20 protein-coding genes are annotated in these 21,418 nt (G+C 62.0%); 5 read left to right on the top strand and 15 right to left on the bottom strand.

Annotation, left to right across the window (positions count from 1 at the left end; all coding sequences use genetic code 11):
- Positions 1–4: 4 nt before the first annotated feature.
- On the bottom strand, positions 5–2,071 hold the full coding sequence (locus EA798_RS18615; protein WP_122099911.1) for a choline transporter: 2,067 nt from the start codon (positions 2,069–2,071) through the stop codon (positions 5–7).
- Positions 2,072–2,488: 417 nt separating this feature from the next.
- On the opposite strand from EA798_RS18615, the gene trpB reads away from it, so the two are divergent.
- Both trpB and tsaA read left to right on the top strand, forming a co-directional pair.
- On the top strand, positions 2,489–3,697 hold the full coding sequence (trpB, locus tag EA798_RS18610; RefSeq protein WP_122099910.1) for a tryptophan synthase subunit beta: 1,209 nt from the start codon (positions 2,489–2,491) through the stop codon (positions 3,695–3,697).
- A 102-nt stretch (positions 3,698–3,799) separates the two neighbouring features.
- Positions 3,800–4,507: a tRNA (N6-threonylcarbamoyladenosine(37)-N6)-methyltransferase TrmO gene (tsaA, locus tag EA798_RS18605; protein ID WP_122099909.1), complete on the top strand. Its 708-nt coding sequence runs from the start codon at positions 3,800–3,802 to the stop codon at positions 4,505–4,507.
- A 19-nt stretch (positions 4,508–4,526) separates the two neighbouring features.
- Here tsaA and EA798_RS18600 read toward each other — a convergent pair whose 3' ends face one another.
- The 8 genes from EA798_RS18600 to EA798_RS18565 all read right to left on the bottom strand — a co-directional run bounded on the left by EA798_RS18600 (position 4,527) and on the right by EA798_RS18565 (position 11,497).
- Entirely contained in the window at positions 4,527–7,064 is a 2,538-nt protein-coding gene (locus EA798_RS18600; protein WP_122099908.1) for a penicillin acylase family protein, read from the bottom strand.
- A gap of 77 nt (positions 7,065–7,141) precedes the next feature.
- Positions 7,142–7,603, bottom strand: coding sequence for a DUF2489 domain-containing protein (locus tag EA798_RS18595; protein ID WP_122099907.1), 462 nt, complete (start codon positions 7,601–7,603; stop codon positions 7,142–7,144).
- Between the two features lie 7 nt (positions 7,604–7,610).
- Positions 7,611–7,799 carry an SEC-C metal-binding domain-containing protein gene (locus tag EA798_RS18590; protein ID WP_015277412.1) on the bottom strand — a complete coding sequence of 63 codons (189 nt, stop codon included), beginning with the start codon at positions 7,797–7,799 and terminating at the stop codon, positions 7,611–7,613.
- 7 nt (positions 7,800–7,806) lie between these two features.
- A complete protein-coding gene (locus EA798_RS18585) occupies positions 7,807–8,304 on the bottom strand; it encodes an LEA/WHy family protein (protein ID WP_167462994.1) in 498 nt (165 codons plus the stop codon).
- A gap of 146 nt (positions 8,305–8,450) precedes the next feature.
- Positions 8,451–9,188, bottom strand: a complete 738-nt coding sequence (locus EA798_RS18580) for an S-methyl-5'-thioinosine phosphorylase (RefSeq protein WP_122099905.1) — start codon at positions 9,186–9,188, stop codon at positions 8,451–8,453.
- 24 nt (positions 9,189–9,212) lie between these two features.
- Complete coding sequence (nagZ, locus tag EA798_RS18575; protein ID WP_122099904.1) at positions 9,213–10,211, bottom strand: beta-N-acetylhexosaminidase; 999 nt, start codon at positions 10,209–10,211, stop codon at positions 9,213–9,215.
- Between the two features lie 15 nt (positions 10,212–10,226).
- Positions 10,227–10,751 carry a L,D-transpeptidase gene (locus EA798_RS18570; protein ID WP_106155225.1) on the bottom strand — a complete coding sequence of 175 codons (525 nt, stop codon included), beginning with the start codon at positions 10,749–10,751 and terminating at the stop codon, positions 10,227–10,229.
- A gap of 38 nt (positions 10,752–10,789) precedes the next feature.
- On the bottom strand, positions 10,790–11,497 hold the full coding sequence (locus EA798_RS18565; RefSeq protein ID WP_106155226.1) for a TetR/AcrR family transcriptional regulator: 708 nt from the start codon (positions 11,495–11,497) through the stop codon (positions 10,790–10,792).
- 209 nt (positions 11,498–11,706) lie between these two features.
- On the opposite strand from EA798_RS18565, the gene lexA reads away from it, so the two are divergent.
- Both lexA and sulA read left to right on the top strand, forming a co-directional pair.
- Positions 11,707–12,315, top strand: coding sequence for a transcriptional repressor LexA (lexA, locus tag EA798_RS18560; protein ID WP_106155227.1), 609 nt, complete (start codon positions 11,707–11,709; stop codon positions 12,313–12,315).
- Positions 12,316–12,326: 11 nt separating this feature from the next.
- A complete protein-coding gene (gene sulA, locus EA798_RS18555) occupies positions 12,327–12,803 on the top strand; it encodes an SOS-induced cell division inhibitor SulA (RefSeq protein ID WP_106155228.1) in 477 nt (158 codons plus the stop codon).
- A 63-nt stretch (positions 12,804–12,866) separates the two neighbouring features.
- Here sulA and EA798_RS18550 read toward each other — a convergent pair whose 3' ends face one another.
- Positions 12,867–13,103, bottom strand: coding sequence for a hypothetical protein (locus tag EA798_RS18550; protein ID WP_003302508.1), 237 nt, complete (start codon positions 13,101–13,103; stop codon positions 12,867–12,869).
- 199 nt (positions 13,104–13,302) lie between these two features.
- On the opposite strand from EA798_RS18550, the gene EA798_RS18545 reads away from it, so the two are divergent.
- Positions 13,303–14,142, top strand: a complete 840-nt coding sequence (locus EA798_RS18545) for a DMT family transporter (protein ID WP_122099903.1) — start codon at positions 13,303–13,305, stop codon at positions 14,140–14,142.
- Between the two features lie 17 nt (positions 14,143–14,159).
- Here EA798_RS18545 and EA798_RS18540 read toward each other — a convergent pair whose 3' ends face one another.
- From EA798_RS18540 to fadB, 5 genes are all read right to left on the bottom strand, one after another.
- Positions 14,160–14,678, bottom strand: coding sequence for a DUF6586 family protein (locus tag EA798_RS18540; protein ID WP_122099902.1), 519 nt, complete (start codon positions 14,676–14,678; stop codon positions 14,160–14,162).
- Between the two features lie 136 nt (positions 14,679–14,814).
- Positions 14,815–17,418: a type I DNA topoisomerase gene (gene topA / locus EA798_RS18535; protein WP_122099901.1), complete on the bottom strand. Its 2,604-nt coding sequence runs from the start codon at positions 17,416–17,418 to the stop codon at positions 14,815–14,817.
- Between the two features lie 288 nt (positions 17,419–17,706).
- Entirely contained in the window at positions 17,707–17,940 is a 234-nt protein-coding gene (locus EA798_RS18530; protein WP_106155232.1) for a DUF1653 domain-containing protein, read from the bottom strand.
- 134 nt (positions 17,941–18,074) lie between these two features.
- Positions 18,075–19,250 carry an acetyl-CoA C-acyltransferase FadA gene (gene fadA / locus EA798_RS18525; protein ID WP_106155233.1) on the bottom strand — a complete coding sequence of 392 codons (1,176 nt, stop codon included), beginning with the start codon at positions 19,248–19,250 and terminating at the stop codon, positions 18,075–18,077.
- An 18-nt stretch (positions 19,251–19,268) separates the two neighbouring features.
- Entirely contained in the window at positions 19,269–21,416 is a 2,148-nt protein-coding gene (gene fadB / locus EA798_RS18520) for a fatty acid oxidation complex subunit alpha FadB (RefSeq protein WP_122099900.1), read from the bottom strand.
- Between the last annotated feature and the right edge of the window lie 2 nt (positions 21,417–21,418).

Here is a 21,418-nt window from a genome sequence, read left to right as displayed (position 1 = left end):
AGGGTCAAGGTGTCGGCGTTGCGCCCGGGTTGGGCATGCCGCTTTCACCACCACCGTTCTCGCGCTGCAGATGCAGGAAGTGCATGTGGTGCTCGTAGTGGTCGAGGATGTCCTCGATCAGCTGGCGCCGGGAGTAGCCCATCAGGTCGTAGCCCAGGCTGCCCTGACGCAGATGCACCTCGAGCCGGTAGTAGTCGGCGTTGCCGCTCTGCGTGCGCAGGGCAAAGGATGGCATGGTGCCGCGCACCGGCCAGATCTGGTAAGTGAAGTCCTGCTCGCTGCCCAGATTGACGTGCAGCGCCAGGTGCTCGTTGCCCGGCTCGCCTTCAACGATGTCCACCGGCACGCCCTTCTCGCCCAGCGCCTTCTGGATCTCTTCCATCGCCGGCTTGCAGACATCCTTCAGGTAACGACGGATCTGCGAACGGCTGGGGAAGCTCATCGCCCGCGACAGGCGCTGACTCCAGTTCATCTGCGTGTGCTCCAGCGTGGCGCGCCCGGACAGGTAGCCGGACAGGCTCTTCTGGTAGCTGTCGGCCATGACGCCTTCGACGTGCAATGCCTTGAACAGCCCGTACATCATGAACAGCAGGACGATGGAGAACGGCAGCCCCATGATCACCACGGTGCCCTGCAGCGCGGTCAGCCCGCCGGCGATCAGCAGCGCCAGGGTGAGAATGCCGATGATCGCCGCCCAGAGAATGCGCATCCACACCGGCGCATCGCTGTTCACATCCTTGAGGATGGAGGTGAAGTTCGACAGCACCAGCGAACCGGAGTCGCCGGAGGTGACGAAGAAGACGATCGCGAGGATGGTCACCACGATGGTGGTGATACCCGACCACGGCAGGCTCTGCAGGAACAGATAGATCGACGAACCGGGGTTGCTCACCGCCTGCTGGCCGAATTCGAGGGCACCGCCCATGACCATCTCGATGGCGCTGTTACCCATGATCGACATCCAGGCCATCATGAAGGCCAGCGGCAGCAGCAGCGTGCCGATGACGAACTCGCGGATGGTGCGGCCGCGGGAAATCCGCGCCAGAAACAGGCCCACGAACGGCCCCCAGGCAATCCACCAGGCCCAGAAGAACACCGTCCAGGCATTCAGCCAGTCGGTCGGGCGGCGGTAGGCGTAGGTGTCCAGCGACAGGCTGATGAAGTTGGAGAAGTAGTCGCCGACGTTCATCACCAGGGCATTGAGCAGGAACACCGTGTCGCCGACCACCAGCACGAACAGCAGCAGCAACACCGCCAGCAGCATGTTGAATTCGGAAAGCCGGCGAATGCCACGCTCCACGCCCGTGGCCGCCGAAATGGCCGAGAACACCACGATCAGTACCACCAGCACCGCCTGGGTCAGCGTGCCCTCGGGTATGCCGAAGATATAGTTGAGGCCGAAGTTCAGCTGGATGATGCCGATGCCCAGGCTGGTGGCGATACCGAAGATGGTGCCAAGCACCGCGGCGGTATCGACGGTATGGCCGATGGGGCCATAGATGCGCTTGCCGAAGATCGGGTACAGCGAGGAGCGAATCGACAGCGGCAAGCCCTGGCGGAAGCTGAAGTAGGCCAGCGACATGCCGACCAGCGTATAGACGCCCCACCCAGAGAGGCCCCAATGCAGGAAGGTCAGCTCCATCGCATGACGCGCGGCCTGGGTGGTCCCGCCCTCGCCCACCGGCGGTTCGAGAAACTGGGTGATGGGTTCGGCGATGCAGAAAAACAGCAGGTCGATGCCGATACCGGCAGAGAACAGCATCGCCGCCCAGGTGACCACGTTGAATTCTGGTTTGGAATGATCCGGCCCGAGGCGGATCTTGCCGTAACGGCTGGTCGCCACGATCACCACGAACAGCAGGTAGAGCAGCACGGCGAGAAAGTAGAACCAGCCGAATGAATTGGAAATCCAGCCAAGTACCGTGTTGATGATCGCCAGCGAGCGATCAGTGAAGAACATCGTCCATACGGCAAACAACACGATGGCGAGTGCGGAACCGTAGAAAACTACGGGATTGATCCGGTCAGCGGGCGCTTCGGAATCGTTGGGCGAGAGCTCAGCCTCGTTCATCAGTTCTATCTCCTGAACTTGTTCTGGCTTTTACGACATCGCGGTGCGACGTATTGCGGCAGGCGGCGTGCAATTGGTTGAGGATTGCGCCGACCTGATGGCGGGGCGGGCATGCATAACGGCCGTACTGATGACAGCGATGCCCGTCGGCAAGTTGCTGCCGACTAAAAACAAAAGCTCTGATTTGCTCCCATAATTATTGATTCGGCGTGCATCCTACACGATCAAGCGAGATTCTTCGAGGCACAACAGGCACGCCAAGGCTATCCGCATGAGCGAACGCCGCGTTCGCTCGCTTTCGCGCCTGCGCGGGTGACCGAAAAAACCAGGAATTCGCTGCGCTATCCCCCACGTTTTCAGCGTGATTGTGCTGGCATATGATCTGCGCCACCTCACCCACCCAACAGAGATCAACTCATGTCGTCCGATCCGCGTTTCACCGCCATGCCCGATGCCAACGGTTACTTCGGCCCCTACGGTGGCCAGCTGGTGCCGCCACACCTCAAGCAGGCGATGGACGACATCAACCTGGCCTACGAAGAGATCCGCCAGCGCGAGGATTTCCAGCAGGAACTGGCGTCGCTGTTCGCCGACTATGTGGGTCGGCCAAGTCCGATCTTTCACGCTCGGCGTCTATCCGAGCAGCTCGGCGGTGCGCAGATCTATCTGAAGCGTGAAGACCTGAACCACACCGGCGCGCACAAGATCAATCATTGCCTCGGCGAGGCCCTGCTGGCCAAGTTCATGGGCAAGAAGAAAGTCATCGCGGAAACCGGTGCCGGCCAGCATGGGGTCGCGCTGGCCACCGCCTGCGCACTGGTGGGTATTCCCTGCGAGATCCATATGGGCCAGGTGGATATCGAGAAGGAACACCCCAACGTCACCAAGATGAAGATCCTCGGCTGCAAGCTGGTGGCGGTCACCCGCGGCGCGGCGACGCTCAAGGAAGCGGTGGACAGCGCCTTCGAGGAATACCTGAAGGACCCGCACAACTACATCTACGCCATCGGCTCGGTGGTCGGCCCGCATCCGTTTCCGAAGATGGTCCGCGATTTCCAGTCGATCATCGGCACCGAGGCCCGTGCGCAATTCCTCGCCAAACATGGCCGCCTGCCCGATCACGTGGTTGCCTGCGTCGGTGGCGGCTCGAATGCCATGGGCATGTTCACCGCATTTCTCGAAGATGCCGCGGTCGAGCTGGTCGGTATCGAGCCGGCCGGCGAAAGTCTGGACAAGCCAGGCCGCCACTCGGCCACGCTGACGAAGGGCAAGCCAGGCGAACTGCATGGCATGGCCTGTTACGTGCTGGAGGATGCCGATGGCAACCCGTCTGCGGTGCACTCCATCGCTTCCGGCCTGGACTACCCCGGTGTTGGCCCACAGCACAGTTATCTCAAGGACATCGGCCGGGTGAACTACCAGACCGCGACCGACCAGGAATGCCTGGATGCCTTCATGACCCTGTCGCGCGTCGAAGGCATCATCCCTGCCCTGGAAAGCGCGCATGCCGTGGCCTGGGCGATCCGCACCGCACCGACGCTGGGCAAGGACAGCCACATCCTGGTCAACCTTTCCGGCCGCGGCGACAAGGACGCCGATTACGTCGCCAACCTGCTCGGTCTGTAATCACTGGCCACCGGGCCGCCTGGGCTGGGGCGGCCCGACGTCGCGCAACTCGGCGCATAGCGGGTAAGATGCGCAGCCGCCCGCCCCTATCCAGGCTGCCCCATGCAACACAGCGTCTCGCCGATCGGCTACGTCCGCTCCTGCTTCAAGGAGAAGTTCGCCATCCCCCGCCAGCCCAGCCTGGCGCCGGCCGCGCGTGGCGTACTGGAGCTGGTGCCGCCGTTCGACAACGGTGATGCGGTGGCCGGCCTTGAGCAGGTCAGCCACGTGTGGCTGCTGTTTCTCTTCCACCAGGCGCTGGAAAGCAAGCCCCGCCTCAAGGTCCGCCCGCCACGTCTGGGCGGCAATCGCATGGCTGGCGTGTTCGCCACGCGAGCAACGCACAGACCCAATGGCATCGGTCAGTCGGTGGTCAGGCTGGATAAGGTCGAGCCGGGACGACTGTTCATTTCCGGCATCGACCTGCTGGACGGCACCCCGGTGCTGGACATCAAACCCTACGTGCCCTACGCCGATGCGCTACCTGACGCACGCAACGACATGGCCGCCGACGCACCTGCGCTGATCGAGGTGCAGTGGTCGGACGTCGGATTGGTGCAAGCTCGCCGCGAAGCACTACGCCTCGACGAACCGCTGGTGGAGCTTATCGAACAGTGCCTGGCGCAGGACCCGCGCCCGGCCTATCAGAAACCCGAACCAGAACGGCGGTACGGCGCGCAGCTCTGGGATGTGGACGTGCGCTGGCACTACCCGACGCCAGGCGTGATCCGTGTTCTCGAAGTAGCACCCGCGGCGCCGCAGCCGGCCTGATGCCGGCGCGGCGCTCTCCTCACTTGCCGGCAGGCGTCAGCAACAGGCGCTGCGTGCCGTAGACCTTGTCGAGATTCTGCGTCTTGAACGGGAAGCTCATGTACTGCGCCCTCATCCATGCATCGATACCGTCGGCATAGTGCGGGCTGGCCGGGTTGCCCGACTGGCCCGAGCTGTTGAGACCGATCATCGGCTCGTCGCGGCCGAAATCGACGATGATGCGCATCGCCGGGATCAGCCAGGTATCGAAGTTCGCCCCCATGTTGTAGGCCGAGGCATTCAACGTGCTGTGATCGCCACCCATGGCATAGGGGCCACGGTCGAGGTAGCTACCGATGGCGTTGATCTTGCTCCGCTGGCTGGCCGGCATATGCGGCGCCAGCTGCGTTGCGCCGGAGGTCCAGCTGGCGGTGTGCAGCTTGCCCCACTGCCACGCACTGCGATCGTTGCCCAGGCGGCCTTCCAGCAGACTCACGGCACCAGCAAGACTGCGTGCCAGAATCGCTGGCTTATCTTCGGTTTGCGCAGTCTGCTGGTCGTTCCAGAACGGGCTGTCTTCACGGCCGAGCAGATGATCGGCCTGCGCCGAATAGGACGTGTTGGCCGTCTGCACCAGCGCACGCCAGGCCGGAGAATCCTCTGGCCCCAGCTCGTCGAGGAAGATCTGCCGCGCGCTTTCGTGCAGGAAGGCACCATACAGCGCGGCGTTGGCCGAATCCGCAGCCAGCTTGCCATCGAAGGCCAGCAGTCGATCCAGCGCTTCACGCGCCTTGCTGCGTTCGGCGGCCGGCAGCGCATCGATCGCCTGGCGCAACGGTGCGGCCATGCCTGGCGCCTCGAACATCGCCCTGAGCTTGGCGGCGAACGGCGTGACCTGGTCGTACTGCATGGCGATGGTGCTGCGGGTGTCGTGCTTGCCGCGCCCGGCCAGCTCAGCCAGCCGCTCATAGCGCTCAGGGCCGTACCAAGAACTGGACAGCTGCATCCCGTAGCCACGCGGCACGCTGCGATGATTGGCAGTGCCGAGCCAACCCTGGAACGGATCCTGGTCGTAGGGATGCAGCATCGGATCGGCGTAGCCGTCCCATTCATAGCGGCCATCCCAACCCGGCGAAGGCACCAGTCCCAGTCCCTCGCGGCGATTGGGAAAACGCCCGGTAACCTGCCAGCCGATCCCCTGCTGATCGGCGAAGACCAGATTGAGTGCGGCTGCGCGAATCTCGCGGGACGCTTCGAAGGCCTGATCCACCGATTGCGCGCGAGACAGGTCGAAGAAGGCATCCAGGGTGCGATCGGCATCCAGCTGCGCGATTTTCAGCGCAAGGCCGTAGCCGCTGCGGAGCTGTAGCGGTTGCAAGGGGTGCTTGCGCTCGCCGAGCGCCGTGTTCAACAGAGGCCCATTACGGGTTTCGTAAATGGTCTCGCGAATCGGTCGCTCGCCTTTGACGAAGTAGGTTTCGTGGCGCTCGCGGGCCGGCAGCCACTTGCCATCGGCCAGATACATCAACCGCGAGCCTTCACGGCGAACCTGCTCGAGATACAGATCCTGACTGTCGCCCATGACCATGGTCATGCCCCAGCCAAGCTTGCCGTTGAAGCCGGCCACCACGGCAGGCACGCCGGCGATAGTGACACCGGCCGCCTGGAACTTCGGTGCGCGGATCTGCATGAAATTCCAGTACGAGGGCATCGACAGCGGCAGGTGCGTGTCGTTGGCCAGGATCGGCTTGCCGCTGCGCGTGTTGCTGCCGGCAATAGCCCAGTTGTTGGAGGCCGCCATGCCGGTCGGAGTTAGCGCCGCCAAGTGTTGGGCTGCCTGCTCGATCGCCGCCAGCCCTGGCACGGATCCGCTCAGCGCGAGCCCCTTGAGCTTGTCAGCTTCGGCAAACGGCAGCGCCTCGTCCGGATAGATCGGCAGCAGCCAGGCCAGTTTGTCGCTACCCACCTTCTGCGCCAGCAGCAAGGCGGCCACCTCTTCCTGCAGGTTCTGCGACAGGCCGAAGTTGAGCAGGCAGAACACCAGTACCGAATCCTCGGGCTTCCAGTACTCAGGCTTGTAGCCGGACTCGGCGAGGTCCATCGGCAGCTTGTCCTGATGGCGATACAGGTAGGCGTTCACGCCACGGGCGTACACTTCGAAGAACTTCTTCATCCGCGGCGAGGATTCGCGGTACAGCAGCTCGGCGCTCTGGCGCAGGTTGACTGCACGCATGAAACGGTCGGTTTCCAGCACGCCGGGGCCGACCATTTCCGCCAGGCGACCCTGCGCCATCAACCGCAGGCTGACCATCTGGCTCAGACGGTCGGTCGCGTGCACGTAGCCCATGGCGAACAGCGCATCGTGAAACGAGGAGGTTTCGATCAGCGGCATGCCCAGCGAATTGCGCCGGATGCTCGCACTGCCCGCCAGCCCGGTCAGCGGTTGAATGCCCTGTGCCGGCGGCAGACTGGCGCTGTAGCGGTTATCGAGATAAGCCTGACAACCGCCGAGGCCGGCCAGGCCGAGCGCGGCCCCCAGCGTCAGGCGAACCAGGGCGAACGGCAGACGCAGAGACATCGAAGACTCCTGTGCGGGCTTGCAAAGAGGAAGAGTGCTAACAGCTTAGAGGGCGGGTAGCGAAGAAGATCGGTCGATCAGGCCGCGTTGCGCGATTTTGGCAGAGCTTCGTCGAGCAGCCAACGCGCCGACCGCCGTGCTTCAGCCTTGTGTTGCAACTCCAGTGCGCTGAACTGCGCTTCGTGGCGCCGCCGTTCATGCTTGTCCAAGGCCTTCCAGGCAGCATGGGTAGGCACCTGCTCGGTCGCCTCGAAGAGCTGCTGAAAGACCTGGCAACGAGGATGCTGACCCAACGCCACGTCATAGTTATCGAGCAGCACCTTGATGCGGATGGCGCCCTCGATGAGCGGCAACTGCCCATCCAGCAGACAACTGGCGAGAATCCGCAGATCGTCCGCCAGCGCGGACTGTTGCTGCGCTCGTGCCGCGACCTGCAGCCGCTCGTTACGCCAGACGCGCCGCCAGAGATAGAGCGCATAGCCGCCCAGCGCAACGACCAGCAACGCGGCTACGACGAACAGACCGAGGGCCGAAGTCATGGGGTGCTCAGGCGCCGTGACATTTCTTGTACTTTTTCTGGCTGCCGCAGGGACACGGGTCGTTGCGACCGACGTCCTTCAGCGGATTGCGCACGGGCTCGTGGCTGTGATTGCAATGCGGCCCGTGGACATGGTGATGGTCATGGTCGTGATCGTGGTTGCAGTCGGGACCATGCACATGCGGCTCTTGACTCATCTGGGTACTACTCCGGAATAAAGTTGCCCGGGATTATCTCGCCATCCGTGGAAATGTGCACGCGTCGCCCTGCCATCAGACCGGTCTTCAGCTCGCCTTTCAGCCGATAGCTGATTGGACGGTCCGGCTTTTCCAGCAGCCGTACGATGTACTTCATGTGCCGCCACAGGTTGGTGTGAACGGGCACTTCGTAATACTCGAAACTGTTGGCAGGAACGGTCAGCCAGCCACTGGACTCGCCACTGGCCAACTCAACATCGTTTAGATGAACGGTATAGATCAGCCCGCGCACCGGCAGGCTGTGATCATTGGGGTTGTCGATGCGAAAGCGCAGCATGAACTGCTGTTCCAGCAGCCTTGCCTTGACGATATCGACTTTGGTGAGGTTGACCGTAGGGTCTTTGAAATCGCCCGAAAACCAGGTCGAGCATCCGGCCATGCCACTAAGCAAGCTCAGCATCACGATTATTTTAAGAATTCTTATTGTGTGTGCCTGGCAAAACATTCCGGTACTCCAAAGGACGCCCAAGTGTAGCAAGCAGCATGCTTGCCGCAATGGGGTGCCGCCGCAAAAATACCAGTCTCAGGCCGCAATATGACAAGCACGCTTCAAGAATGTGTACCGCCTCGATAACACAGCGAAGCGACTCATCACTCCGCGAGCACTCTGGCGAGCACCTGGCGCGCCTTGCCTATCCCCGCGGAAAGCGCTGCCTCGATTTCCGCCATGGTGATCACGCCACTCGCCTTGCCGGCCGCCGGGTTGACCACCAGAGACAGACAGGCGTATGCCAGGTCCAGTTCTCGAGCCAACGCTGCCTCTGGCATACCGGTCATACCGACGATGTCGCAGCCATCCCGCTCCATGCGCGCGATCTCGGCGGCCGTCTCCAGCCGCGGCCCCTGCGTGCAGCCGTACACCCCATGACTACTGAACGCGTAACCCTCTGCGGTCAGAGCGCCGATCAGGCGTGCGCGCAACGCCTCGTCGTATGGATAGCTGAAGTCGATATGGGTCACATGGTCGATGTCACCTTCGAAGAACGTGTGCTCACGACCATAGGTGTAATCGATGATCTGATGGGGCACGCAGAAATGCCCGGAGCCCATCGCCGAATGGATGCCGCCGACGGCATTCACCGCAAGAATGGCTTCGGCGCCCGCTTGCTTCAAAGCCCAGAGGTTGGCGCGATAGTTCACCTGATGCGGTGGAATCCGGTGCGGATGACCATGCCTGGCAAGAAATAGCACTTCACGATCGCCATATTCGCCCCGCAGGACTTCACCGGAAGGACGCCCGTAAGGCGTATCGATGAGCTGAGCACGGTGCAACTTGAAGCCGGTCAGCTGAGTCAGGCCGGTGCCGCCGATGATCGCGTAGACAGTCATGGGTATTCCTTGAAAGAAGAGAGGTCAGCCGATCAGGTCGGCGGCCTTCAGCACGCCGATGGCGTCCAGCCAGCGAGGGCTTTGCTTGTACTCCGCAGCATATCCCGTGCGCCTGCGCATGCGCGCCAGCACAGGCGACGGCGTGACCTGCATGCGCTGCAACGCTGCCAGTGCCAGTTCTGCAGCAGCACGATCGTTACATACCAGCCCCATGTCACAGCCCGCCATCATGGCAGCCTGGATCCGGTCAGCTGCATCGCCGACAACGTGAGCGCCAGCCATCGAAAGGTCGTCACTGAAGATCACCCCCTTGAAGCCGAGCTCGCCGCGCAGAATGTCCTGCAGCCAGCGGCGCGAAAAACCGGCGGGCTGGTCGTCGACCTGAGGATAGATCACATGTGCCGGCATGATCGCATCGAGCGTTCCGCTCAGCGCCTGGAAGGGAATCAGATCACAGCCACGCAGTTCGTCGAGGCTTCGCTCATCGACAGGAATGGCGACATGAGAGTCCGCTTCGGCCCAGCCATGGCCTGGGAAGTGTTTGCCGGTCGCCGCCATGCCGGCTGCATGCATGCCCCGAACGAAGGCGTCGATCAGCACAACCGCCGCCTGTGGATCCCCCTCGAACGCACGAGTGCCAACCACTGCGCTGCGCTGATGGTCGAGATCCAGCACCGGCGCGAAGCTGAAGTCCAGTCCAACCGCGAGCACCTCGGTTGCCATTACCCAACCGCAGGCCTCAGCCAGCCGTGGCGCATCGGAGCAGCGCGATAGCTCTCGCATCGCCGGCAGTTTGATGAATCCCTGGCGCAGCCGCTGAACACGACCACCTTCCTGATCCACGGCCAACAGCAGGTCCGGCCGCACAGCACGAATTGAGCGGCACAGCTCATCGACCTGGCGCGGGTGCTCGATGTTGCGGGCAAACAGAATGAGCCCACCGACTTCCGGTTGGCGCAAGAGGTGCCGATCCTCGGCCGTAAGCCAGGTACCGGCGAGGTCCAGCATCAATGAACCGTGCATATACAGAAGAAATCCTTATTCGAGTTCAGCGGCGGCCCAGTTCGGACAGGGCGCCTCGTCGATGCGCACCGGACAATGAGGCGGCACCAATGGAAAAAGCTGGAATAGATCGGCGTTACGCATGCGAACGCAGCCATGAGAAAGCGGCACACCCATCGGCTCGGAATCCGGAGTGCCGTGAATGTAGATGTAGCGGCGAAAGGTATCGACCTGCCCCATCCGATTGACGCCCGGCTCGCAACCACTAAGCCAGAGGATGCGGGTCAGAATCCAGTCGCGCCCGGGAAAAGCCGCGTGCAGCTCTGGCGTCCAGGTTTCACCGGTCCAGCGCCGCCCTCGTAGAACCGCCCCCACGGGCAGGCCGTCGCCAATGCATGCGCGTACCTGATGCAACCCACGCGGCGTACAGCCGGACCCGTTCAGCTCGCCAGCACCGTTACGCGCCGTGGACACCGGGAAACGCAGACGAAGCCGTCCACCAGCGAAACCGTAAAGCTGCTGATCGGCGATAGAAATATGCAGAAAATCGAGAGATGTCATGGCGGCTAGCTTAGCCGATCGCCCGGCCGGCTTGCAGCTCAACCCTTCGCCGGAATTGCCACCGCGTTACGCCGTGCGATCGGCTGTGCCGCAGCAAGCGTGGTGTCGTCGATCCCACTGTCGGCACGCATGCCAGCCGCCAGAAACGGCACCATCATGCGCATGACCTGCTCGATCGAAGTCCGGACACCGAAATCGTTCTCGGAGATAGCGCGCAAGGCCTTGATGCCCGACATGCTGAACGCCGCCGCGCCGAGCATGAAGTGCACGCGCCAGAACAACTCGATGGGCGGTATGGCCGGCGCGGCGTCGTGCACCTTGAGCATGTAACGACGAAATACCTTGCCGTACATGTCCTCCAGATAACGCCGCAGGTGACCCTGGCTCTGGCTGAAGGAGAGCCCCAACAAGCGCATGAAGATCGACAGATCGTCGCCACTGCGCGGCTTGACCGCCAGGGCCTGCTCGACAAGGATTTCCAGCAGCTCTTCCAGCGAATCCTTCTTGTCGGTCAGCGCCTCGCGGCGATCCAGCTCGCGCTCGAGACTTGCGCAGAACGGTCCGAGAAACCGCGAAAACACCGCCTGGATCAGCGCTTTCTTCGAGCCGAAGTGGTAGTTCACCGCTGCCAGATTGACCCCAGCCTTGCTGGTGATCAGACGAAGCGAGGTTTCGGCGAAGCCTTTTTCCGCGAACAGCTGTTCCGCTGCATCAAGAATGCGCTCAACTGTTTCCGACTGCGCCATGCCCCCTCCGAAAGACAAACAACTGTTTGAAACTTACGTTTCACCGACCGGCAAGTCAACCACGAAACGCCTTGCCGCACTAGCGTCATTGTCGCAGACGCGATCTGTGACCGGCTAAACGCAGCAGCGGCCATTCCAAGAATCATTCGTTGCCAAGGCCGGATCACTGTATATAATCCCAGTCACTGTATAAAAGAACAGAGACCGACATGATCAAGCTGACGCCTCGCCAGACGGAAATCCTCGCGTTCATCAAGCGTTGCCTGGAAGACAACGGTTATCCGCCCACCCGTGCGGAGATCGCTCAGGAGCTCGGCTTCAAATCGCCCAACGCTGCCGAAGAACATCTGAAGGCACTTGCCCGCAAAGGCGCCATCGAGATGACGCCCGGCGCGTCCCGCGGGATACGTATTCCGGACTTCGAACCTGCCGCGTCCGACAATGGCTTGCCGATCATCGGCCGCGTTGCCGCCGGCGCGCCGATTCTGGCGCAGCAACATGTCGAAGAATCCTGCCAGATCAGCCCCGCTTTTTTCCATCCGCGCGCCGATTATCTGCTCCGTGTCCACGGCATGAGCATGAAGGACGTTGGCATTTTCGATGGCGACCTGCTGGCCGTGCACACGACGCGCGAGGCGCGCAACGGCCAGATCGTGGTTGCTCGCGTGGGTGACGAAGTCACGGTGAAACGTTTCAAGCGTGACGGCAAGAAGGTTTGGCTGTTGGCTGAAAACCCCGAGTTCGCGCCCATCGAGGTCGACCTCGAGCAACAGGAACTGGTGATAGAAGGCTTGAGTGTCGGCGTCATCCGCCGCTAAGGAGAAGGTTCATGCAGTACCAGACCAGCACTTCCCGGCCCCAACTTTCGTTGTTCGACGGCGTCATTGCGCAAAGCCTGGCACCGTTTGGCAGCCTGAAACCACGCAAGAAATCCGAGCAGGACAAGGAGTATCTGAGCGAATTGAGCCTGAGCGGCAGCAGCGAGCACTGCCATCTGTTGCTCGCTCCAGTCCTGCGTGAACTCGGCGACGCCGCTGACAGCCGCTGGCTGACACTGATTGCCCCGCCAGCCTTCCTCTCGCAGAACTGGCTGCGCAAGTGCGGTCTGAATCGCGAACGCATCATCCTGCTGCAGCCGCGCGACGCCGCGGGCGCGCTGGAACTCGCCTGCAAAGCGCTGGCCTCAGGCTGCAGCCATACCGTAGTCAGCTGGTTTGGCCAGCTTGAGGGCGCAACGCGCGACAAACTCCGTGCGGCCGCCAGTCTTGGCGAAGCTCAGAGCCTGAATATTCGTCTGGGTTGTTGAGCGATAGAGCACAGGGACGTGCTGCTAGAATCCTGAGATTACTGCTTTCGGGTAACGGCGCGGTCAGTGCAGAACGCGCGGTTCGTCATCGTCACGCTCGAAATCCCCTTCCGACATGCGCCCGGCCATCTGAACGCCTACATTGAACATCGCCTTGGCGATCTCGACGTGCTGGCCCTGCAGGAAAAGTTTGGCGTCATCGGAAAAATCCAGCGTGACCAACACCTCTTCGTCCTCGGCACGACGGAGCACGATACGCCCGTCAGGTAGCTCGACGATTTCCAGAAAAGATGTAGGCATTGATCAGCTCCGCGTGAAAGGCGGCCATTGTACCAGCCGACCGACCTCAGGACAGCCTTTGCCTGCCCTGGCAGGATCTGCAGCATGGCTGCCGGAGGATTCCGGACGATGGGGAAGCAAGAAAACGATGCGCCCACAGGAATCGGCACGTAGCATGCGCTGAAAAAAACGCGGATACATGCCGCGATAAGGATTGCGCATGCGCCCCCGCACCTTGCTGCTAACCGCTCTGGCAATGCTGGCGTTCGCCGGCAATTCGATTCTGTGCCGTATCGCCCTGCGCGATACCACTATCGACCCGGCCAGCTTCACAGGACTGCGTATCCTCGCCGGGGCGCTCATGCTGTGGCTGCTGTTGCGCCTAAGTCGGGATCGGCGCTCAGCGGGCGGTGACTGGCTAAGCGCCCTGGCGCTGTTTGTCTACGCTGCCAGCTTTTCCTTTGCCTATATCAACCTGGACGCGGGAGCTGGCGCCCTGCTGCTGTTTGGCGCGGTGCAGCTGAGCATGCTTGTCTGGGGATTGCTGAGCGGCGAGCGCTTCAGCGCCGGCCAGATGGCCGGTTTGCTGCTGGCGTTGAGTGGACTGCTGATTCTGCTGCTGCCGGGAAGCCGTGCACCGGCATTGGAGGGCGCACTGCTCATGCTGCTGTCCGGTGTCGCCTGGGGCATCTATTCGTTGCGCGGACGGGGCGCGAGCAATCCCCTGGCAGCAACTGCGGGCAATTTCATCAAGGCCGTGCCATTCGCCGCCGTGCTTTGCCTGGTGATGCTTGGCCAGCAGCAATGGGACGCACCCGGGGTTGTCTATGCGTTGCTTTCCGGGGCACTGGCCTCTGGCGTCGGCTACGCCATCTGGTACGCAGCACTGCCCGGTCTTGCGGCAGTACAGGCAGCGAGCGTGCAGCTCAGCGTTCCGCTACTCACCGCCATAGCCGGGGCTGCGCTGCTAGGTGAAGCGTTGACGCCAACGCTGATCATCTCAGGCGCGGCGATTCTCGGCGGCATCGCCATGGTCCTGGGCATCAGGCACCGCGGCTGATACCGCGGCACCCGCTGTCACCACTCGGTGAGCGACTCGCGAAAACGTAACGCCAGGCCTTTGAGGTTCTGACGCCAGGCTTCCAGCTCGACGCGCGACAGCGGCGGCGCTTCATCCTCGACACTGACTGCCTCGATCAGCGGCTGGCGCGGATCGGTCTTGGCCTTCGCCGGGGCACGCGGGGGCTGGAACAACTCTCGGTAGGCAGTAAGCAACTGCCCGAGCCAGGTGCCTGGCTGCTCCGACAACTCCAGCAGTTCGGCGAGTTCGGGGCTCGGTGCCGCCTCGAGCACGCTACGGGTCAGAAAAGCCTCGACTACCGGTGCATCTGCACCGGGCGATCGGTAGTAACCGGCGATTTCATGGCATAGCCCAAGCAAGGCGCCGTAAAGGTGGAACAGGCAGGCCTCGCGCTCGGCCTGGACCATGCCTTGTGAATTCATCGAGGCAGACTCTTCGGCCTTGCGCCAGCTTTCCAATGACAGGCCGGCGAAGAAGATCTTCTGGTTGGTGCGCGTGTAGAGCTCGTGAGCCATGGCGTGCTCTCCGAAAGCAGATGAACAGAGAATGGACCTTCACAGGTTGCCGCACCAGATCGGCTGACGAACCGTCAGCCGATCTGAGGAATGCGCTCGGTCCGGCCGATCTGCTGAGCAGTCGACCGCAACGAAATCAGCGTTTGTCTTCGACCTTCCACTTGCCGCCGTCGTAGAACGCCTTCCAGCCGGTCGGCTTGCCGTCCACTTCGGTCTGCACGTACTGCTCCTTGGTCTTGCGACTGAAACGGATGACCGCGAAGCGGCCTTCCGGATCTTTCTGCGGCGCTTCGAGCAGGAAGTGATACTTGGGATCGATCTCGTCCTTGTGCGGGATCAGCTCACGCACCAGCGGCGCACGGGTTTCGCGATTCTTCGGGAACTGACTGGCCGCCAGGAACAGACCGGACGCACCGTCTCGCAGCACGTAGGTGTCATCCACCTTCTCGCACTTGAGTTCCGGCATCTTCACCGCATCCATCTTCGGTGGCGCGGCTTCGCCATTCTTCAGCAGCTTGCGGGTGTTCTTGCATTCGGCGTTGGTGCAACCGAAGAACTTGCCGAAGCGGCCGGTCTTGAGCTGCATTTCGCTGCCGCACTTGTCGCATTCCAGGCTCGGACCTTCATAGCCCTTGATGCGGTACTGGCCCTTCTCGATCTCGTATCCGGAGCAGTCGGGGTTATTGCCGCAGATATGCAGCTTCTGCGTCTCGTCGAGCAGATAGGCATCCATCGCAGTGCTGCAAATCGGGCAGCGGTGCTTGCCCAGCAGCACGCGGGATTCGGACTCACCCTCGTCATCGGCAGCAATCTCGTCGCCCGGAACCAGGTTGACGGTGGACTTGCAGCGCTCCTTCGGCGGCAGGCTGTAGCCGGAGCAGCCAAGGAACACGCCGGTCGAGGCGGTACGGATCATCATCGGCCGGCCGCAGACCTTGCACGGGATGTCGGTCAGGGTCGGCTGGTTGGCGCGCATGCCGTTCTCGCTGGCTTCGGCAACTTCGAGCTTCTTGCGGAAGTCACCATAGAACTCGTCCAGCACGTGCTTCCAGTCGCGCTCGCCCTGGGCGACGTCGTCCAGGTGCTCTTCCATGCCGGCGGTGAAACCGTAGTCCATGAGGTTGTTGAAGCTCTCGGACAGACGCTCAGTGACGATGTCGCCCATCTTCTCCGAATAGAAACGGCGATTGTGCAGCGAGACGTAGCCGCGGTCCTGAATGGTCGAGATGATCGCCGCATAGGTCGATGGCCGGCCGATACCGCGCTTCTCCATTTCCTTGACCAGACTGGCTTCGGAATAACGCGCCGGCGGCTTGGTGAAGTGCTGGCTCGGGTCGAGCTTGAGCAGCTTCATGTCGTCGCCCTTGTTCATTTCCGGCAGCACGTCATCCTCGCCGGCCTTGCTCTGCTGCGGCATGACCTTGGTGTAGCCGTCGAACTTGAGGATGCGACCCTTGGCGCGCAGCTCGAAATCACCGGCGGCCACCGTAACGCTGGTGGACAGGTACTGCGCCGGCGGCATCTGGCAGGCAACGAACTGACGCCAGATCAGCTCGTACAGGCGCTCGGCATCGCGCTCCATGCCGGACAGCTGGGTCGGCCGCAGGTTGACGTCGGACGGACGGATTGCCTCGTGCGCTTCCTGTGCGCCTTCCTTGCTCGAATAGACGTTGGGCTTTTCCGGCAGGTACTTGTCGCCGAACTCGCTCTCGATGAAGCCGCGCACCATGCCGATGGCGTCAGCGGAAAGGTTGGTCGAGTCGGTACGCATGTAGGTGATGTAACCGGCTTCGTACAAACGCTGAGCCATCATCATGGTCTTCTTCACACCGAAGCCGAGGCGATTGCTCGCCGCCTGCTGCAGGGTCGAAGTGATGAAGGGCGCCGAGGGCTTGCTGCTGGTCGGTTTGTCTTCGCGCTTGCTGACGCTGTACTGGGCGCCGTTGAGCTTTTCGAGCGCGGCATTGGCCTGCGCCTCGTTCAGCGGCTTGAACGCCTCACCCTTTTCGCGGGCGACCTCGAAGCGCACCTTGGCCTGCTGAGCAGTCGCCAGATCCGCGTGCACTTCCCAATATTCTTCCGGGACGAAGGCCCGAATCTCGCGTTCGCGCTCGACCACCAGCTTCACCGCCACCGACTGCACGCGACCGGCAGACAGGCCGCGGGCGATCTTTGCCCACAGCAGCGGCGACACCATGTAGCCGACTACACGATCGAGGAAACGACGCGCCTGCTGCGCGTTGACCCGGTTCAGATCAAGCTCGCCAGGCTTGGAGAACGCCTCCTGAATCGCCTTCTTGGTGATCTCGTTGAACACCACGCGCTTGTAGCGGCTGTCATCGCCGCCAATCGACTCGCGCAGGTGCCAGGCGATGGCCTCCCCCTCTCTATCCAAGTCGGTCGCGAGATAGATGGTGTCGGCTTCCTTGGCCAGGCGACGCAGTTCTTCGATGACCTTTTCCTTGCCGGGCAGGATCTCGTACTTGGCCTTCCAGCCATGTTCCGGATCGACGCCCATGCGCGCGATCAGCTGACGCTTGGCCTTCTCCTTGGGCGACAGCGCAGGCGCTTCGGCCGCAGCCGCCTTGCCGCGCTTGACCGGCTCCTTGTTGGCAGAGCCGCTGGTAGGAAGGTCGCGGATGTGGCCGATACTCGACTTCACCACGTATTGGTTGCCCAGATACTTGTTGATTGTCTTGGCCTTGGCCGGTGATTCCACGATGACCAGCGATTTACCCATGGAGAGGAGAGTTCCTGAATCTAGAGGTGAACAGAGGCGACGCCTCCGGCAGTTTGAATGCCCAAACCAATCTCGGCCGGTAAGGCATCGGTGAACGTTGATGCGCGCTTTGCGAACAAGGCAGGCAAGAAGGCCGGTTGCCGTTGCCTGGCATGGCCGTTCGCGAAACAGAGCACCGACTCGATGCCACGAACCAGACGCTGAGGTTTAGCTCTGCCTGAAAAGCACCGCTATATATAGTGGCGATGGACGTGAGGTCAAGCGCGAGCGAAATGGCCAAATGCCAGTTCAGCCAGCAAAAAGGCTCGCCTCGGCTTCGATCAGTGCGAACCGCGGCACCGTTTCACCATTGACCTCCACCGTTTCGGTGAACATCGATAATGGCCGCACCCAGAGGCCGCGCTCGCCGTATAACGCCTGATAGAAGACTACCGGCTCTTCCGTCTCTGAGTGTCGCGCCACAGCGAACACGCGATACTCCGGCCCCTTGTAATGGCGATAACGCCCCGGCTGCAACTGCATGCCTACCTCCACACAAATACAAAAAAGAAAAACCGGGGCACCAGGCCCCGGCTTCCATGCACCGGCTGACAATCATATTCCCGCTCAGTCGCGAGATTGGCTGTCAGCCTAGCGCAGTCATTTGCATCTGTCTGTTAGACGCGTTCGAAGACCGTACTGATCCCCTGGCCCAGACCGATACACATGGTGGCGACACCGAGCGTACCGTTGTTCTGCTTCATCACGTTCAGCAGGGTGCCGGAGATACGCGCACCGGAGCAGCCGAACGGGTGACCCAGGGCGATGGCGCCGCCATGCAGGTTGACCTTCTCTTCCATCTTGTCGAGCAGCTTGAGGTCCTTGAGCACCGGCAGAGCCTGTGCAGCGAAGGCTTCGTTCAGCTCGACGTGGCTGATGTCGTCCATGGTCAGACCGGCGCGCTTGAGCACCTTCTGGGTGGACGGAACCGGGCCGTAACCCATGATTGCCGGGTCAACGCCAGCCAGTGCCATAGCGCGAACCACGGCCAACGGCTGGATGCCGAGATCTTTGGCGCGCTGGGCGGACATGACGATCATGCAGGACGCGCCGTCGGTGATCTGCGAGGAAGTACCTGCAGTCACGGTACCGCCCTTAGGATTGAACGCAGGCTTCAGCGCAGCCAGGCTTTCCAGGGTGGTGTCCGGACGGATGGTTTCGTCGTAATCGAAGACCTTGAGGAAACCGTCCTCGTCGTAGCCTTCCATCGGGATGATCTCATCCTTGAAGTTGCCTTCCAGCGTGGCCTTGTGCGCCAGGCGGTGCGAACGCTCACCGAAGGCATCCTGCTGCTCGCGGGTGATGCCGTGCATCTTGCCCAGCATTTCAGCGGTCAGGCCCATCATGCCGGACGCTTTGGCGGCGTACAGCGACAGCTGCGGGTTCGGGTCGACGCCGTGCATCATGCTGACGTGGCCCATGTGCTCCACACCACCGATGACGAACACGTCGCCATTGTTGGTCTGGATGGCCTGCACGGCGGTGTGCAGGGCGCTCATGGACGAACCGCACAGACGGCTCACGGTCTGGCCGGCGCTGGTGTGCGGGATACGCGTCATCAGCGAAGCCATGCGGGCGATGTTCCAGCCCTGCTCGAGGGTCTGGTTCACGCAGCCCCAGATCACGTCCTCGACTTCGGCCGGGTCGATCTTCGGGTTGCGCGCCAGCACGCCGTCGATCAGGTGTGCGGACATGGTTTCAGCGCGGGTATTACGGTGCATGCCGCCCTTGGAGCGCCCCATCGGGGTGCGACCGAAGTCGACGATGACTGCATCTCTTGGATTCAGGCTCATGAATTCTCTCTCCCTCGATTAACCGTAGAAGCGCTGGCCGTTGGCAGCCATCTCACGCAGCTTCGCGGTCGGGTGGTACAGCGGGCCCAGGTCGGCGTACTTGTCGGCCATCGCGACGAACTCGGCGACGCCGATCGAATCGATGTAGCGCAGCGCACCACCACGGAAGGGTGGGAAGCCAATGCCATAGATCAGGCCCATGTCGGCTTCGGCAGCGGTCTCGACGATGCCGTCTTCCAGGCAGCGCACGGTTTCCAGGCACAGCGGGATCATCATGTAGTTGATGATGTCCTCGTCGGACAGCTCGCGCGTCTCGGCAACGATCGGCTTGAGCAGCTCGTAGGCCTGGGCATCGACGACCTTCTTCGGCTTGCCCTTCTTGTCCATCTCGTAGGCGTAGAAGCCCTTGCCGTTCTTCTGGCCCAGACGGTTGGCCTCGTACATGACGTCGACAGCCGTGCGGGTGTCGTCCTTCATGCGATCCGGGAAGCCTTCGGCCATCACGTCACGGCCGTGGTGGCCGGTGTCCATGCCGACGACGTCCATCAGATAGGCCGGACCCATGGGCCAGCCGAACTTCTCCATCACCTTGTCGGCGCGAACGAAGTCGACACCGTGGGCGATGGCGCGGGCGAAGCCGCCGAAGTACGGGAACAGCACGCGGTTGACCAGGAAGCCCGGGCAATCGTTGACCACGACCGGGCTCTTGCCCATTTTCTTGGCGTAGGCAACGGTGGTGGCGATAGCCGTTTCGCTGGTCTTCTCGCCACGGATCACTTCCACCAGCGGCATCATGTGCACCGGGTTGAAGAAATGCATGCCGCAGAAGTTTTCCGGACGCTTGAGCGCCTGGGCCAGGTAGCTGATGGAGATGGTGGAGGTGTTGGAAGCGATGATCGCGTCTTCGCGAACATGGCCTTCCACCTCGGCCAGCACGGCGTGCTTGACCTTCGGGTTCTCGACCACGGCTTCGACGACGATGTCGACGTTGCCGAAATCGCCATAGGACATGGTCGGGCGGATCGCGTTGAGCGCCTGCGCCATCTTGTCAGCGGTCAGACGGCCTTTCTCGACGCGCTTGCCGAGCAGCTTGGAGGCCTCGTCCAGACCCATCTGGATACCCTCTTCGCGGATATCCTTCATCAGGATCGGCGTGCCCTTGACGGCCGACTGGTAGGCGATGCCGCCACCCATGATGCCGGCGCCGAGTACGGCTGCCAGTTTCACGTCACGCGCCTGCTTGTCGTAGGCCTTGGCCTTCTTCTTCAGTTCCTGATCGCTGAGGAACAGGCCGACCAGGCTCTGTGCAACCGAGGTCTTGGCCAGTTTGACGAAGCCGGCGGCCTCGACTTCGATGGCCTTGTCACGGGTGAAGTTGGCGGCTTTCTGGATGGTCTTGATGGCTTCGACCGGGGCCGGATAGTTCGGGCCGGCCTGGCCAGCCACGAAGGCCTTGCTGGTTTCGAAGGCCATCATCTGCTCGATGGCGTTGAGCTTGAGCTTGTCCAGCTTCGGCTGACGCTTGGCCTTGTAGTCCAGCTCGCCGGAAATGGCGCGCTTGACCAGATCCAGTGCAGCGGCCTGCAGCTTCTCCGGAGCGACCACGGCATCGACTGCATGGACCTTGAGCGCGTCTTCGGCGCGGTTTTCCTTGCCGGAGGCGATCCACTCGACGGCGTTATCCACACCGATCAGGCGCGGCAGGCGCACGGTGCCACCGAAGCCCGGGTAGATGCCCAGCTTCACTTCCGGCAGACCGACCTTGGCGGCGGTGGACATGACACGATAGTCGGCAGCCATGCACATCTCGAAACCGCCACCCAGGGCGATGCCGTTGATGGCGGCCACGGTGGGTACGCCCAGGTCTTCGAAATCGCTGAAGATCTTGTTCGCTTCGAGGTTGCCGGCGACCAGTTCCTCGTCGGCCATCTTGAAGTTGTCGACGAATTCGGTGATGTCGGCGCCGACGATGAATACGTCCTTGCCGCTGGTAACGATGACGCCTTTCACCGACGCGTCAGCCTTGATGGCATCGACGGCCTGGCGCAGATCGTTGAGAGTGAGGCGATTGAACTTGTTGACGGACTCACCCTTGAGGTCGAAATTCAATTCGACGATGCCGCTCTCAAGAGCCTTAACCGTGATGGCTTTACCTTCGTAAATCATCA

Source organism: Pseudomonas songnenensis (assembly GCF_003696315.1).
In the GTDB taxonomy this organism is placed as follows: domain Bacteria; phylum Pseudomonadota; class Gammaproteobacteria; order Pseudomonadales; family Pseudomonadaceae; genus Stutzerimonas; species Stutzerimonas songnenensis.
The sequence above is the reverse complement of the archived record's forward strand: the minus strand, read 5'-3'. Positions and strand labels throughout refer to the sequence as shown.